We start from the raw sequence: 16,192 nt of genomic DNA, 5'->3' as shown, positions 1-16,192 counted from the left end.
GCGAGGAAGCGTTCCTCGGTCAGGTCCGGACGCTTGAGGTAACCGCGAGCGACGCCGACACCGCCGATGTACAGCTCACCGATGCTGCCGATGGGCAGCGGTTGCATGTTCTCGTCGAGGATGTACAGGCGCAGGTTGGCGATGGGTTTGCCGATGGGCACGATTACGTCGTCCACCGAGCAGCGCCAGACCGACACGTCGATGGCCGCTTCGGTCGGGCCGTACAGGTTGACCAGTGCCGCCGGGTGTTGGCCCATGAAACGCCGCACCAGATCCACCGGCAGCGCTTCGCCGCTGGCAAACACCTGGCGCAGGCTGCGGCAGTCGACCAGGCTCGGCTCCTCGACAAAGGCGCGGAGCATCGACGGTACGAAGTGCAACGTCGTGACCTGTTCCTGCTGGATCAGTTGGCTGAGGTATGCCGGATCGCGATGACCATCCGGACGGGCCACCACCAGGGTGGCGCCGGTGATCAGCGGCCAGAAGAACTCCCACACCGAGACGTCGAAGCTGTACGGGGTTTTCTGCAGCACGCGGTCGTTCGGACCAATCGGGAACGCGTCCTGCATCCAGTACAGGCGGTTCATCAAGGCGCCGTGTTCGTTCATCACGCCTTTCGGTTGGCCGGTGGAGCCGGAGGTGTAGAGCACGTAGGCCAGGTCGCTGGCAGCGACGCTGATCGGGTCGAAGGCCGGGGCCTGGGGCAGGCTGTCGAGAGTCCAGGCCTGATGGCCGGCAGGCAGGCGCGACAGCCACCGGGCTTGGGTCAGGCTGACCTTGGCGTCGGCGTCTTCGATCAGGAAGGCCATGCGCCCGGCGGGCAGCTCCGGATCCAGCGGCAGCCAGGCGGCGCCGGCATGGACGATACCGAGCAGGGCGACGACCATGTCTACCGAGCGTTCCATGCACACCGGCACGATGTCATCGGTGCCGATGCCGACCGCACGCAAGGCACGGGCGACGGCTTGAGCCCTGTTATCCAGCTCGGCGTAGCTCAGGCGCTGGCCTTCGAACACCAGCGCCGGGGCGTTGGGGCTGAGGGCGGCTTGTTGGCTCAGGGCGGTGTGCAGATCGGTGGGGCCACTGTAGTGACGCTCGGTGGCGTTCCACTCGACCAGTTGGCGCCGACGCTCTGTCACCGCTAATGGCGACCAGTCCGCGAGGCGGGTCTGTGGTGCATCGAGCATGGCTTCAAGCAATTGCTGCCATTGCTCCAGCCAGCGTCGGGCGGTGGTTTCGCTGAACAGCGCGGCGCGGTATTCCAGCAACACCGACAGCACCTCGCCGTCATACACTTCCCAGTTCAAGTCGTACTTGGTGGCCTGGGCGCTCACGGCACGTTCGCTGACCTGCAACGATGGCCATTGCGGGCAGGACGAGTCCGCGTTCTGCATGGCGAACAGCACTTGGAACAACGGCGTCTGGCCGAGACTGCGGGCCGGCTTGAGGTGCTCGACAACCTGGTCGAACGGCACGTCCTGATGCTGCTGGGCGTCCAGTACGCGGTTGCGAACCTGATTCAGCAGACCTTCGAAATTCAGGCTCGGATCGAGATCGGCGCGCATGACCACGGTATTGACGAAGCAACCGATCAGCGGCTGCAGCTCGGCGAACGGACGTTGGGCCACCGGGCTGCCGACCCGCACGTCGCGCTGGTTGGCGTAGCGACCCAGCAGCAATTGCGCGGCGCTGAGCATCAGCATATACAGGGTGGCGCCGCGTTGCTGGGCGAACTGTCGCAGGCGTCCCACCAGCGCAGGCGGCAGCTGCAATTGCACCGCACCGGCTGCCGGGGCGAGTAGGTTGGGGCGGCCCTGTTCGGTGGGCAGGTCCAGCAGGTAGTCGCCGTCCTCCAGTTGCCCACGCCAGTATTCCAACTGGCTGCTGAACGCGGTCTGTTGCCCCGGCTCGCGCTGCCAGAGGGCGTAGTCGGGGTATTGCAGCACCAGTTCCGGCAGCGCGGCTGCCGTGCCCTGGCAATGGGCGCTGTAGCAGCGGCCCAGTTCATCCAGCAGGTTCTGACTGGAGGCATCGTCGGTGGCGCAGTGGTGCACGGTGAGCAGCAGCAAGGTCTGGGCGTGGCCGCAGCGTTGCAGCAGGGTGGCGCGGATCGGCACTTGGCTGGCGAGGTCGAAACGGCGTCCGGTTTCTGCGTGGATGGCGTCGTCGGTCAATTGCTGCCAGTGCGCGTCGCTGGTCGCTTCCAAGGCTGTCGACTGCAAGGCGATGTCGACCTGCGGTTCGATGATCAGCGCCAACTCGCCGTCGCTCTCGCGCACGATGCGGCTGCGCAGGATTTCGTGACGTTGGACCACGTTGTTCAGGGCCGCTTGCAGGGCCCTGGTGTCGAGCTCACCGTCCAATTGCACGGCGCTGACCACGTTGTATTCGCCACCTCCGGCGCTCAGTTGTTCCAGGAACCACAGGCGTTGTTGTTCAAACGACAACGGCAAGCGCGCCGGGCGTGGCGCCGGAACGAATGTCGCTGCGGGCGCTTGCAGCGGGGCGCCCAGCAGCGCGGCCAGGGCCTCCAGGGTCGGGTGTTCGAACACGGCCCGCAGCGGCGGCACTGTGGCGAACTGTTGGCGCAGACGGGCAAACAACACCGCAGCCAACAGCGAATGACCGCCGAGGTGGAAGAAATGGCTGTCGCGACCGATCTGCGTCGACGGCACTTTCAGCAACTCCGACCACAACATGGCGACTTGTCGTTCGGTGCTGCTGCGTGGCGGATCCAGGGTGTCCGGCGCAGCCTGTTGTTCAAACAGTTGGGCGAAGGTCAGGTGCGTGGCTACCGCCATCTCGGTGCGGTTCCTCTCCATCGCCGTACGCTGCCACTCCGCGTCCATCAACAGCGGCAGGGCGGCCACTGGGCGTTGCGGATCGGCGAGCATTTGCTCGAGCAAGTGCTCCAGGCTGGCCAGGGTCTGGCGGGCGCTGTCGGCGACGAACAGGTCCAGGGCAAACATCAGCTCCAGTTGGATCGGTGCATGGGCCGGGCACAACACGTGCAGATCCAGGTCGCATTCTGAATGCCGCAGCGGGGTGTCCAGCGCTTCGATTTCCAGCCCGGGGAAGCGCAAGCGCGACTCCATGGCCAATTGCTGAGCCACCATCACTTGGTACAGCGGTGCGTGGCTGAGGCTGCGGGGCAGTTGCAGGCTGTCCACCAGTTGCTCGAAGGGCAGGTCCTGATGCTGCAAGCCGCTGCGCAGGCGTTCGGCGACCTGTTGCACCAGGGCGGTGAAATCCGCTTGTGGCACAAAGTCGGTGCGGATCGCCAGGTTGTTCAGCAGGATGCCGAGCAGGCCTTCGGTGCCCGGTTGTTCGCGATGGGTCACCGGGGTGCCGACCAGCACGGTGGTATCGCCGCTCAAGCGGTGCATCAACACGGCGAAACCGGCGAACAGCACCGTGAACGGCGTGGTGCCGAGGCGGCTGGCGAAGGCTTGTACCCGGCCACTGAGGTCGGCACTGAGTTCGCGCTGGACGATCCCGGCGCGGTAGCTCTGCATTGACGGCCGTGGATGGTCGGTGGGCAGCGCCAGCAACGGGCTGCCGTCGCTGTCGCGGCGGTCCAGGGTGCTGGTCCAGTAATCGAGCTGGCGCTTGAGTTCGGCGCCTTGCAGGTGTTCGCGCTGCCAGAGGGCGAAGTCGGCGTATTGCACCGGCAGGGCCGGCAGCTCGGCGGCGGCGCCGTTGCAGCGGGCTTCATAACCCAGGGCCAGTTCCCGCAGGGCGATGGTGGCCGACCAGGCGTCCGATACCAGGTGATGCAGGGCGATGCCGAGCACGTGCTCTCCCGGCGCGAGGCGCAACAGACGGACACGTAGCAGTGGTGGGCAGGTCAGGTCGAACGGCTGCTCGAACGTGTCTTGCAGGGCAATGAATTGCGCACCTTCGCGAGCGGTGGCGGTCAGGCCGGACAGGTCTTCGAAAGGCAGCACGATGTCCAGTGATTCGCTGATGCGTTGGCAGGGCAGGCCATCGGTGCTGTGGATGCCGGTACGCAGGATTTCGTGGCGCGCCAGCAGATCGTTCAGGCTGGCGTGCAACGCCTCGACATTGAGTTCGCCCTTGAGGTGCAGGGCGAACGGGATGTTGAACAGCGTCGTGCCCGGCGTCAGTTGCTCGATGAACCACAGGCGTTGTTGCGAGAACGACAGCGGCAACAGGGCCGGGCGCGGCTGGGCTTTCGGTGCCTTGAGGGCGACGGCTTGTGGCGCGGCGGCGTCGGCCTGGCGAGCGGCGATGTTCACGGCCAGCAAGGCCACGGTGGGCTGTTCGAACAGCGTGCGCAGCGGCAGGTCGAGTTTGAAATGGTTGCGCAGTCGCGCAACGATCTGGGTCGCCAGCAACGAGTGGCCACCGAGGGTGAAGAAGTTGTCTTCCACGCCAATGGTGTCGCGCCCCAGGACCTCGGCCCAGATGGCCGCCACGGCGGTTTCCAGTGGATTGCGCGGGGCAATGCTTCGCCGGGTATCGGCCTGCCAGTCCAGTACCCGGGCGGCCAGGGCCTTGCGATCGACCTTGCCGTTGTTGTTCAGCGGCAGTTTGTCCAGGCAGACGAAGGCGGCCGGCACCATGTACGGCGGCAGTTGTGCCCGCAGGTGCTCGCCCAGGCCGTCGCTGCCCAGGGTGTCGTCATGGGCCGACCAGTACGCCACCAGCCAGGCTTCACCGACGCTGTTTTCCCGCAGCAGCACGGCGGCTTCGCGCACGTTCGGGTGCTGCGCGAGGCGGTGTTCGATTTCGGTCAGTTCTATCCGGTGGCCGCGCAGTTTCACCTGCTGGTCGCGGCGGCCGAGGTATTCGATCACCCCGTCTGCGCGCCAGCGTCCCAGGTCACCGGTGCGATACACGCGACCTTCAAGTTGCGGATGTTCGATGAACGCTTCGGCGGTGCGTTGCGGATCGTGCAGGTAGCCACGGCCGACGCCGACGCCACCGACACAGATTTCCCCGGCGACACCCACAGGCAGCGGACGCAGGGCTTCGTCCAGCACATACAGGCGGTTGTTGGCGGTCGGCTGGCCGATGGGCATGTGGCTGATGTGAGCGGCCGGGGCTGCGAAGATCGGCTGGAACGCTACGTCGTCGGCGCATTCGGCCGGCCCGTAGGCATTCATCAAGGCAATGTCGGGGAAGCGCGCGAACCAGTCCCGGGCCACGGTCGGCGGCAGGGCTTCGCCGGTGGGCAGCACCCAGCGCAGGTCCGGCAGTTGCAGGTCACACGGGCACAGGGCGAGCAGGGTGCGCATCAGGCTCGGGACGATTTCCAGCACGCTCAGGCGTTCGCTGGCGAGTACCTGCAGCAGGCGCTGCGGGTCGTGGGCGACTTCGTCCGGGAGGATGTGCACGGTGGCGCCGAGCACTGGCGCGGCGAGGAACTGCCACACGGAAATGTCGAATGCCACCGAAGCGGTCTGCGGGATCCGGTCCTCGGTGCCGAGCCCCAGGGCCGGGACCTTGCCGAAGATGTTGTTGAGCATGCCCCGTTGTTCGATCATCACGCCCTTCGGCGTACCGGTCGAACCCGAGGTGAAAAGGACGTAGGCGAGGCTGTCCGGGCGGCCGAGAGCAGGCAGCGGCGCGTCGTTGCCAGTCTTCCAGCAGGCTTCGGCGAACAGCGCCACGGGGGCCTGATCGAGACCGCTGAGCAACGGGTCGAGCAGCGCGCTGCAATCTTCGCTGGCGACCAACAACGGCGCGCGGGACAGGCTGAGGATCTCCCGCAGGCGCTCGGGCGGATGATTGACTTCCAGGGGCAGCATGGCCGCGCCGGTCTTGAACACGGCAATCATCATGGTCAACAGCGCCAGGCCGCGAGGGGCGGCCAGGGCGATCAGTTGATCCTCGTCGGCACCGGCCTTGCGCAAGGCATGGGCCAGTCGTGTGGAGCGCTGGTCCAGCTCGGTGTAGGTCAGGGACTCGCCGTCACAGAGGGCGGCGACCTGTCCGCCGCGTTGGGCGACCTGGTGGGCAAACAACTGCGCGTAGCTCTGATCCAGCGGGAAATCATGAGGATTGACCGCCCAATTGCCCAACAGTTGTTGGCGTTCTTCGGCGGCCAGCAATTCGAAACTGCCCAGCGGCGCATCTGGTGCCGCCAGCATGCCCGCCACGAGGCTGGCGATATGGCCCAGCAGGCGCTCGACGGTGGCGGCTTCGAAGCGTTCGCGGTCATAGGACACGCGGATGCCCAGTTGCTCACCGGGCAGGATCACCACGGTCAAGCCGTAGTGGGTGTGCACGCTGTGGTCCATGCCTTCGAGGCTGAACTGGAAACCGCCTTCGAGGATCTGTTCGTCGATGGGCGCGTTCTCGAACACCAGGATGCTGTCAAACAGGGTTTCGCCCCGGGGGAAGTCGCTCCAGCCCTGGATGTCCGTCAGGGGCGTGTGCTCAAAGTCGCGCATGTCGACGTTGAGCCCTTGCAGGTCATTCAGCCAATTGCCGAGGGGCGCATCCGGGTCCACCGACACCCGCAGCGGCAAGGTATTGATGAACAGCCCGATCATTTCCGCGACGCCGGTCAGGTCCGCCGGACGACCGGCCACCGTGACGCCGAAGACCACGTCCCTTTGGCCGCTGTAGCGCGACAGCAACAATGACCAGACGCCCTGGAAGAAGGTGTTCGGGGTGATCCGACGGCTACGGCAGAACGCCGCCAGCGCCTGGGTTTGCTGTTCGCTCAGGTGAATCAGCTGATCGTCCACCAGCACCGCGTCGGTGTAGCGATCATGGGCCACGCCGTTGTCCACGGTCAGCGGCGTCGGCGCATTGAGGCCTTGCAGTTGGCCGCGCCAGAATTGCTCGGCCTTGCCCGCATCCTGGCGTTGCAGCCATTGGATGTAGTCGCGAAACGGCCGTGGGCTTTTCAGCTCCGGGGTCCGGTCGTTGCACAGTGCCTCGTAGACCTTGAGGAAGTCCACCGTCACCAGGGAGATGCACCAGGCATCCATCAGGATGTGATGGAAGCTGCGAATGAATTCGTAGGATTCATCGGCCAGGCGCACCAGCCGGAAGCGGATCAGCGGTGGCTTCGACAGGTTGAAGCCGACTTTCTGTTCGTCTTCCAGCAGGCTGCGGATGCGCGCCTCCTGCTCGTGGGCGGCAAGTCCGCGCAGGTCGAGGGTGTCCAGCGGTACCTTGACCTCGCGGTGGATCACCTGCACCGGTTGCTTCTGGCTTTTCCATTGGAAACTGGCGCGCAGGGAAGGGTGCAGCGCCACCACCTGGCGCCATGACTCCAGGAAGGCCACTTCATCGATGGCCCCGCCGATGCGGTAGCGGTCCTGCATCAGATAGACACCGGAGTCTTCGTGGAGCAGGGAGTGGAAGAGCATCCCTTGCTGCAACGGCGACAGCGGATAAACGTCTTCGATTGGATTGCCGGTGGTTTTTTCGGTGGTCATTGAAAGCGTCCTGCGTAAAAGGGGGCAACGGTGATGGCCTGGCGACGGGAGGAGCGACTCACAGGTCGGCCTCGTCCAGTTCGGCCATCAGCGCTTGCATTTCGTCGTCGGACAGGCCCGAGGCGCTGAACTCGGCACTGTCTGCCAGCGGGTCGGCGGCGGATTCGGCCAGTGGTTGCGCGACCTCGGCCATGGCGGCGATGGTCTGGCGTTCGAAGACTTGTTTGGCCGAGAGCGCGATCCCTTGCTCATGGGCCTGGGCCACCACTTGCAGGCTCAGGATCGAGTCACCGCCGATGGCGAAGAAGTTGTCGGTGACGCTCACGTTCGCCAGCTTCAGGACCTTGGCGACGATGGCTTGCAAAGTGGTTTCCATGGCGTTGCGCGGCGCGACGTGGGTGCTTTCGTCGAACTGGTCCGGGTCGGGCAACTGACGGGTGTCGAGTTTGCCGTTGGGGGTGCGTGGGAACGTCGCCAGGGTCAGCACCTGGGCCGGGACCATGTACGACGGCAGGCGCTCACCGAGGAAACGCTTGATCGCCTCCGAGTCCGGTGCATAGCCATGTGCGGCCAGGACGTAGGCGAGCAGACGCTTGCCGGCCGCGTGCTCCTGCACGATCACCGCGGCTTCGCGCACGTCGCTGTGGCTGCACAGTTGCCGTTCGATTTCCCCGAGTTCGATGCGATAGCCGCGCACTTTGACCTGGTGGTCCTTGCGTCCGAGGAACGCCAGGCGTCCGTCGGCCAGCCAGCAGGCCAGGTCTCCGGTACGGTAGGCACGAGTGCCGTCGGCCAGGGTGACAAAGGCCTTGGCGGTTTCTTCCGGTTTGTTGCGGTAGCCCCGCGCCAGGGTCGGGCCGGCGAGGACGATCTCACCCGGTTCACCGATGCCGCAGGCCTGGTCGAACTCGTTCAGCAGGCGCAGGTCCATGCCGGCAATCGGACGGCCGATGCTGACGCTGCGGCTCGGCTCCAGTACCTCATGACTGGCCCAGACCGTGGCCTCGGTAGGGCCGTATTCGTTCACCAGGCGGGCGTGTGGCAGGGTCTTGCCGTGTTGGGCGACCAGGGCCGGTGGGCAAGCTTCACCGGCGACGATCCAGCATTCGAGGCTGTCGGCGCTGGCGGTGCGCTGCAATTGGTCGAGCAGGGCCTGATACAGCGACGGCAACGACAGGCCGTGACTGACCTTGTGCTGGGCAACCAGCTGCGCCAGGCGCGCCATCTCCAGCTCTTCCCCAGGCGCCGGCAGTACCAGCCGGCCACCTTGGGCCAGGGTCCAGAAGATCCCGGCGACCGAGCTGTCGAAGGCAAACGACGACAACAGCAGGTAGGCGCGCACGGGCGTTTCATAGGCAGCCATGCGCACCTGGGTCGAGAAGCTCAGGGCGCCATGGCTGATTTCCACGGCTTTCGGTGCGCCGGTGGAGCCCGAGGTGTAGATCAGGTAGGCGAGGGCGTTCGCGTCAGGCAGGGGCAGCGGCGGCAGGTCGCTCGTGTCGTGTCCGCTCAAGTCATTCAGCACGAAACGTTGCAGGGTCGCCGGCAGGCTGTCGGCCAATTCGGCACTGACCACAATGTGGCCGATGCCGCTGTCGGCCAGCATGTAGGCGCGACGATCGGCCGGGTAGGTCGGGTCGATCGGCACATAGGCGCCACCGGCTTTCAACACCGCGAGCATGGCGACGATGGCGGCGTTGCTGCGCGGGAACAGAATGCCGACGGGCACGTCGCGGCCGATGCCGGCGGCTACCAGTTGATGGGCCAGACGGGTGGCGCAGGCGTCGAGGCGGGCGTAGCTCAGGTCGCCGCCGGTGTCGCTGAGGGCGATGGCGTCCGGTTGCTGACGAACCTGACGGGCAATCAGGTCCACCAGGGTCAGCGGCTCGATGGATGGAGAACTCGGCGTGTTAGCGATAATCGCTGATTGCAACGGTCCGCCGAGGGGCAGGTGGGACCAGGCCTGTTGCGGTTCGGCCAGGGCGCCTTGCAGCAATTGCAGCCATTGTTCGCCAAGGCTGCGTGCGGCTTCGGCGCTCAGGGTGTGGCGATCGTAAATCACGCTGGCGTGCAGGCTGTCCGGCAATTGGCGGACATTCAGGCAGGCTTTCACCGGGCCCATCAGCGCCTCGGCATAGCGTTCCCGGGCATCACCCGAACGCCAGGCGAAGGCGTAGCCCGTGGTGAGGTCCCGGGTGTAATAGTCTTGCCAGCCGGTGCTGCGTTCTACCGAGGCAGCCAGTTGTTTGCTCTGCTGGAGCAGGGTGGCCTGGGCATCCAGCTCGATGTTCAGGGGCAGGCACTGTTCGAACACGCCGAGGACGTTGTCCAGTTCGGCGCCACGGCTTTCGTGGATCAGAGTCAGCGGGACCTGCTGCTGACCGGCCAACCGGCCGAGTACCGCCGCCCAGGCGGCGAGCATCAACGCCGAGGTCAGGGCCGGGTGACGGGCGAATTCAGCGGGGAGGGCCAGTGCCTGTCGGGCAGGGGCGAAGCCGGCACCGCTGGGCGCTTCGAGGGACAGTTGCAAGGTGGGCTGCTCGGCCTCGTCCATGACTTTCCAGAAGCTCACGCCTGGATGGCCGGGTTCGTCTTCCACCAGGTTCCAACGCCATTCGGCGTAGTCGGCGTATTGCAGGGCCTCGGACAGGTCCGGCAGGGCATCTTGCAGCAGGGCGTCGGCCAACAGTCTGAGGCTGACGAGGTCGAAATGGCTGCACGCGCCGGCCAGGTCCAGCACCGCTGTTTGATCCGACAGCCGCACCAGGGTCACGGCCAGCGGCGCGGTCCAGTCCCGTGGTTGCGAAACCAGGCGCGCCAGTTCGGCATCCTGATCGGCGCTGTTGTGCTGGCGCAGATCCAGCTGGGCCACCGTCAGTGTGCCGGCCGCGTCGATGACCTGCACCGGATGACGCAGGCCGGGTACCGGTACCAGGCGAGTCCGCAGGATTTCACTGGCGGCCAGTAACGCTTGCAGGCGGCTGTTCAGCGCGTCGACGTCGGTCGGGCCGGACAGCGACCATTGCAAGTGACAACCGAACGGGTGCTCGGCAGCGCCCTTGATGTGGGGATACAGCGCTGCCTGTTGCGGCGAAATACGAAAACCTTGAAGTCCGCTCATGTTCAACTCGACTGGAAAATGGGGTTTGATCTGGGGGAAGCGCCGGCGCCGGGGCTTACGAACTGACCGTCACGCAAGCCGCTGGCGAACGACGGGTGCCGCCGTTGAAAGTCAAAGGGTCACGTCGCTCGACAGCAGGGCTTCGGCCATGCCGGTCATGATTGCGCGCTTGCCGGTAAAGGGTTCGCGACCGTGGACCGCGAGCATGTTGTCGATGAACAACACATCGCCCTGTTGCCAACTGAAGCGCACCAGCGAGTCGAGGTAGGCCGCTCGCAGCGACTCCAGGACCTGCGGTTCGATGGGTTCGCCGTCGCCATAAAAGGTGTTGGTGGGCAGGTCGAGGTCGGTGAAGTTGCTCTGCAGCGAATCGCGGATGTGCGGCGGCAGGGTGCTGATGTGGAAGAAGGTGGCATGGTTGAACCAGACCTCTTCACCCGTGCGCGGATGGCGCACCACGGCGGGTCCACGTTGGCGGGTGCGCAGACGATTGTTGTCTTTCCATTCCACTTCGATGCCAACGCTGGCGCAGTAGCTTTCGACTTCGCTACGGTCTTCGGACTGGAACACGCTCTGCCACGGCAGGCCGAAACCGTCGCCATAGTTGCGCACGTACATCACGCCTTTTTCCCGGAAGCGTGCTTCGATCTCCGGGCTGATGGCGGCCTTGACCCCACGGGTCGAGCCAATCGGGGTTTCGCCACCGGTCTCGGAGGGAAGCTGGCAATAGAAGAACAGTCGCAGGGGGAAGCGCGGCGAATAGGAGTGTTCGTTGTGGGGGAAAATCATCTGGTCGGCCGGGTAGTCGGTCGAGGTGTAGATGTTGCCGCCGACCCGGGTCCGGGGCGAAGCACGGAACATGTATTCCAGGGCGCCCGGGGAGAGGGTGGCGATCACTTGGTCGAACTGTTCGACGGACGTCACGTTGAACCCGCGAAACAGCAGGGCACCGTATTGCAGCAGTTTTTTCTCCAGGGACTCGCGTTCGCCAGCGGCCCAGGCCACCAGATCGACGCCACTCACCGCAGGCTCGATCACCAGCGGCAGGGCGTGGTCGGGGCTGAGCAGGCGTTCGGTGACCAGTTGCTGTTCCGAGACGTTCATGGCTTTGCGGCGCACGGCGCCAAGGGCGCGGGGCGATGGGGGCAGGGTAGACATAACGGCATCCGACTCGGTTAAAGGGACATTGAGCGACGTTTGGCTTGCAGCATCTGGCTGCGACCTGCCAGCGTCCGGGCCTGTTGCCGCTCGCGCTGGAGGGCCTGGTCCCAGGTCGCGATGCGCTCGGCCAGGGCCGGCAGCGACTCGTCCAGCAGGTGGCGCATTTCTTCCAGCAGGTGTGTCCACAGGTGTTGCAGGCGCAAGGCGCGGTCCTGGTCGAAATATTCGCCGCGATACTTGAGGGTCGCGTCGAGCCCTTCGGTGCCATGCACCAGGTCGAGCACCAGGTGGAAATCTCCCGGAGCCTGTGCCACCTCCAGGGTCTGCAGGTGCGCGCCGGCGATGGCGGTCGGTGTGACGCGGGAAGGTTGATAGTTGAGCTTCACCTGGAACAGCGGCGAGTGGCCGGGCAGGCGCTGCGGCGCCAGGGCCGACACCACCAGGTCGAAAGGCAGGCCTTGATGGGCATAGGCCAGGCGCGCCTCATCGCGAACACGCTCCAGGAAACCGGCCAGGGTCGATTCACCCTGCAGGTTGCAGCGCAGCGTCAGCTGGTTGACGAAGAAACCGATGACATCATTGTGTTCCGCCAGTGGACGGCCGCTGACGTCAGTTCCCAACAGGAATCGTTGTTGGCCGCCCAGTTGCTTGAGCACCAGCTGATAGCTGGCCAGCAACAACATGAACAAGGTCATGCCGCGCTCGCGGGCCAACGTTGAAAGCGGCTCGCAGGTGGCCTGGGGCACCTTGAAGTCCAGGTTGTGCTCGCCCGGGGTCTGGCCACTGCCGCCCAGTTCGAGGGTCTGTGGCAGGCCGGCCAGATGCTCACGCCAGAAGTCCTGCTCGGTGGCGATTCGCTGTTCGCTCCAGTGCGCCGCTTCCCACTGGGCGAAATCGAGGTACTGCACCGGCCATTCAGCGCCTGCCGAGCCGGCCAGTTCCGCCAGCAGCACTTGCGCCGAGCGACCGTCAAAGGCGATGTGGTGCACGGTCAGCAGTAGATCGTGTTGCTGCTCATCTCGACTCAGCAACTGCGCCCGCAGCAGGGGACCGTTGACCAGATCCACCGGCGTGGTGTGTTCGCTCGCCAGGCAGTCGTGCAGCGCTTGCTGTTCGGTCTGTCCGTGCCAGTTCAACGGCACAGGCGTGGCGGGCAGAACCTGTTGCTGCGGGCCGTCGACACCGTCGCGATAGACCGTGCGCAGCACGCTGTGGCGATTGACGAGGCTGTTCAAGCGCTCGGCCAACCCCTCGACGTCCAATGGACCTTGCAGGCGCAGGTGCAGCACCAGATTGTGGCGGGTGTCGTCCGGGTTCATCTGGCGCAGGAACCACAGCCGGCGTTGGGCGAAGGACTGGCGAGTTTCGCTGACGTCCGTACGTTCGGCCGACGGAGTGAGCGCCGCTGATGGTGTTCTGAGGAATGCCAGCAGATCCTGTGCCCATTGCGCCAGGGTCTGCTCACCGAACAGGCGCTGGGTGTCGAGGCTCCAGCCCAGGTCCCGGTGCAGGCGAGCGGCGAAATCGGCGACGCCGATGGAGTCCAGGCCTTGGCCGATCAGACTCCGTTCGAAGTCTGGAAGCAGATACGGGTTCACCCCGTGCAGGGTCTGTTCGAGCCACTGCCGGCAAGCGGCCTGGGCGTCTTGCGCCGAAGCCTGGACAAGATTCTTGAGTGGGTCGAGGCCAAGGGTTTCGCCGCTGGAAGCGAGCTGCCCGCCGCTCTGGGCGATGATGCTCAGCGTCCCCGCCGCCAGTTGCTTGCGCGCACCTTGGCGGGCGATCTTGCCGCTGGTGGTCATCGGGATGGTGCCGGCTTCCACCAGCACAATCTGGTCGATGCCGCAGTCGGCGGCTTCGCGCACGGCGTTCTGCATCGAGGCAAACAGCGCCGGGTGCCGCGCCGGGTCGACGAACTTGCGCTGGGGCTCGGCGACGATCACCAGCTTCTCCCGACCCAGGGCCGGGTCCATTTCCGAGAACGCGGCGATGCGCCCGGTGCGGATGCCCGGCTCGGCATCGGTGATGGCGAATTCGATGTCGTGGGGGTACAGGTTGCGTCCGTTGAGGATCAACAAGTCTTTGAGTCGCCCGCAGATCACCACCTGGCCTTCGTGCATGAAGCCCAGGTCGCCGGAGCGCAGGTAATGCTCGGTCGAGCCGACAATGCGCGCTTCAAAGGCTTCGCGGGTGGCCTCGGGGTTTTTCCAATAGGACTCGGCGTTGCTCGGCCCCTTCAGCCACACCTCACCGATGCGGTCGGCAGCGCAGCGTTCGTGGGTTTGCGGGTCGACGATGGCAATGCTGTGCAAAGCCTGGGGGAAGCCACAGGCAACGAATTCGACGGCGGCGACATCGGCGGCCGCCAGGGCCACGCGACCGGTTTCCAGCACTGCTTTGTCCAGGCGCAGCGTCACCGGCAATGCATCTTCCGGCGTAGCGCTGACACACAGAGTCGCTTCGGCCTGGCCGTAACCGGGGCTGATTGCCAATGGGTTGAGGCCACAGGCGGCAAAGCGCTGGGCGAAGGTTTCCAGGGTGCCGGGGTGGATCGGCTCGGCGCCGTTGATGGCGTGTTTCCAGGCGCTCAGGTCCAGCTGGGCGATCAGGTTGTCGCTGACTACCCGGTTGCACAGGGCGTAGGCGAAATTTGGCGCGAAGCTGACGGTGCCACGGTAGCGGCTCAGCGCCTGCAGCCAGGTCGACGGCGCGTTGACGAAGGTTTGCGAAGTCATCAGGTAGCAGGGCATGCCGCTGTAGATCGGCGCCAGCAGGCCACCGATCAGGCCCATGTCGTGGTACAGCGGCAGCCAGTTGACCATGGCGCCGTGCTCATCGAAACCATAGGCCTGGCGCATCAGCTCGACGTTGGCGATCAGGTTGCGCTGACGCACCTCGACGCCTTTGGGCGAACCGGTGGAGCCGGAGGTGTATTGCAGGAAGGCCACGGTCGAGCCGTCGATGGTCGGGCGCTGCCATTGACTGGCCGGTGGCGTGCCCAGGTGCTGGACGGTGAGCACGTCGACACGGCCCTCCACCAGCTCCAGCAAACCTTCGCAATGATCCGCCGGAGCGAGAATCAGTGCCGGCTCGGCGTCCACCACCACATTGCGCACGCGTTCGAGGTGCCGCGGTTTGCGCGACGGCGGCGGAAACAATGGCACGGCGATCATGCCGGCATACAGGCAGGCGCAGAAAGCACGGGCGTAGTCGAGGCTGCTGGGCAGCATCAGCAACACGCGATCACCCGGCGCATAGCGCGATTGCAATGCGGCCGCCAGGGACCGGGACTGCTCGTGCAACTGGGCGAAGGTCAGGGTTTCGCCGATCGTGACACCGTCCGGCAAAAAGTGCAGGGCGGCACGTTCCGGAAAGCGCCGGGCATTGGTTTCCAGCACTTCGATCCATTGTTTGAATGAAGACATTTTGCAATTCACGCCATGGCCACGATGACCTTGCGGTCACCGGTGTAAGGATTGCGACCGTGTGCGACCAGTCGGTTGTCGAGCATCAGCACGTCGCCGGGCTGCCAGGGGAAGCTGACGGCGGTCTGGCGGTAGACTTCGCGCACGCGGTCGAGCATCTCGTCGGGGATGGCCGAGCCGTCGCCGAAATACACATGGCGCGGCAGGTTCTCTTCACCCACGGCGGCCAGGAGGCTGGCGCGTACGTTCGGTTCGATGGCCGACACATGGAACAGATGGGCCTGGTTGAACCAGACCCACTCGCCAGTCTCGGGATGCTGCTGCACCGCCGCGCAACGTTGACGGGTGCACAGGTCGCCGTCGGCTTTCCATTCCCACTCGATGTCGTTGTCCTGGCAGTAGCGTTCGACCTGGGCCCGATCCTCGGTGTTGAAGACTTTCTGCCAGGGCAGGTCCAGGGCGCCGCTGTAGTTGCGCACGTAAAGCAGCTCGCGGCTGGCGAACAGCTCGCGGATCTCGGTGGGCATGCGCTGGTAGATCAGGCGACTGTCGGCAATCGGCGTCTCGCCGCCGGATTCACTGGCCTTGATGCAGTGGAACCAGATGCGCGAAGGCCAGGGCCGGGTATAGGCCTGCTCGTTATGCAGGGGAATGAACTGATGGGCCGGGTATTCCGTGGAGCTGTACACCCCGGCGAAGACTTTGCTGCGTGGCGTGGAGCCGAATTCATAGCTGGCCAGCGGAGCGCCGAAGCTGGCGGCGAAGCGCTTGAAATCGATAGGGGTCGCTACGTTGAAACCGCGAAACAAGACCCCGCCCACGGTGCTGAGCAGGTGGGGAAGACTGTCGCGCAGCGATGCGTCCAGATCGTGAATCGACTGCCCAGGCGCCGCCTGCACCAACACGGGCAATGAGTGCTCACCGCCGTCCGTGGAAGTCATTGAAAAAGGCTCGGAACGCCTGTCCAGGTGTTCGATTGAGGTCATCCTTGCACATCCTCTTCTATCTTTTTCGACCCGTTACAAGGCCTGGAGATGGCGCACCAGGCGTATCTGTAGGACTCGTCT

5 protein-coding genes are annotated in these 16,192 nt (G+C 65.2%); all 5 read right to left on the bottom strand.

Translation table 11 applies throughout. From position 1 onward, the window contains the following. A partial coding sequence (locus tag AD665_RS20180) for a non-ribosomal peptide synthetase (protein ID WP_155514788.1) occupies nt 1-7,418 on the bottom strand: 7,418 nt, incomplete at its 3' end. A 58-nt stretch (nt 7,419-7,476) separates the two neighbouring features. Continuing rightward, a complete protein-coding gene (locus tag AD665_RS20175; RefSeq protein ID WP_053193391.1) occupies nt 7,477-10,539 on the bottom strand; it encodes a non-ribosomal peptide synthetase in 3,063 nt (1,020 codons plus the stop codon). Nucleotides 10,540-10,650: 111 nt separating this feature from the next. Next, complete coding sequence (locus AD665_RS20170; RefSeq protein ID WP_053193389.1) at nt 10,651-11,697, bottom strand: TauD/TfdA family dioxygenase; 1,047 nt, start codon at nt 11,695-11,697, stop codon at nt 10,651-10,653. Nucleotides 11,698-11,714: 17 nt separating this feature from the next. Next, complete coding sequence (locus tag AD665_RS20165) at nt 11,715-15,125, bottom strand: condensation domain-containing protein (protein ID WP_053193387.1); 3,411 nt, start codon at nt 15,123-15,125, stop codon at nt 11,715-11,717. Nucleotides 15,126-15,133: 8 nt separating this feature from the next. Next, nucleotides 15,134-16,111, bottom strand: a complete 978-nt coding sequence (locus AD665_RS20160) for a TauD/TfdA family dioxygenase (RefSeq protein ID WP_053193385.1) — start codon at nt 16,109-16,111, stop codon at nt 15,134-15,136. Between the last annotated feature and the right edge of the window lie 81 nt (nt 16,112-16,192).

The sequence above is a fragment of the Pseudomonas corrugata genome (genome assembly GCF_001269905.1).
GTDB classification, from domain to species: Bacteria; Pseudomonadota; Gammaproteobacteria; order Pseudomonadales; family Pseudomonadaceae; genus Aquipseudomonas; species Aquipseudomonas corrugata.
Note: the sequence above shows the minus strand (reverse complement) of the source record. Positions and strands in the feature narration are given on the sequence as shown.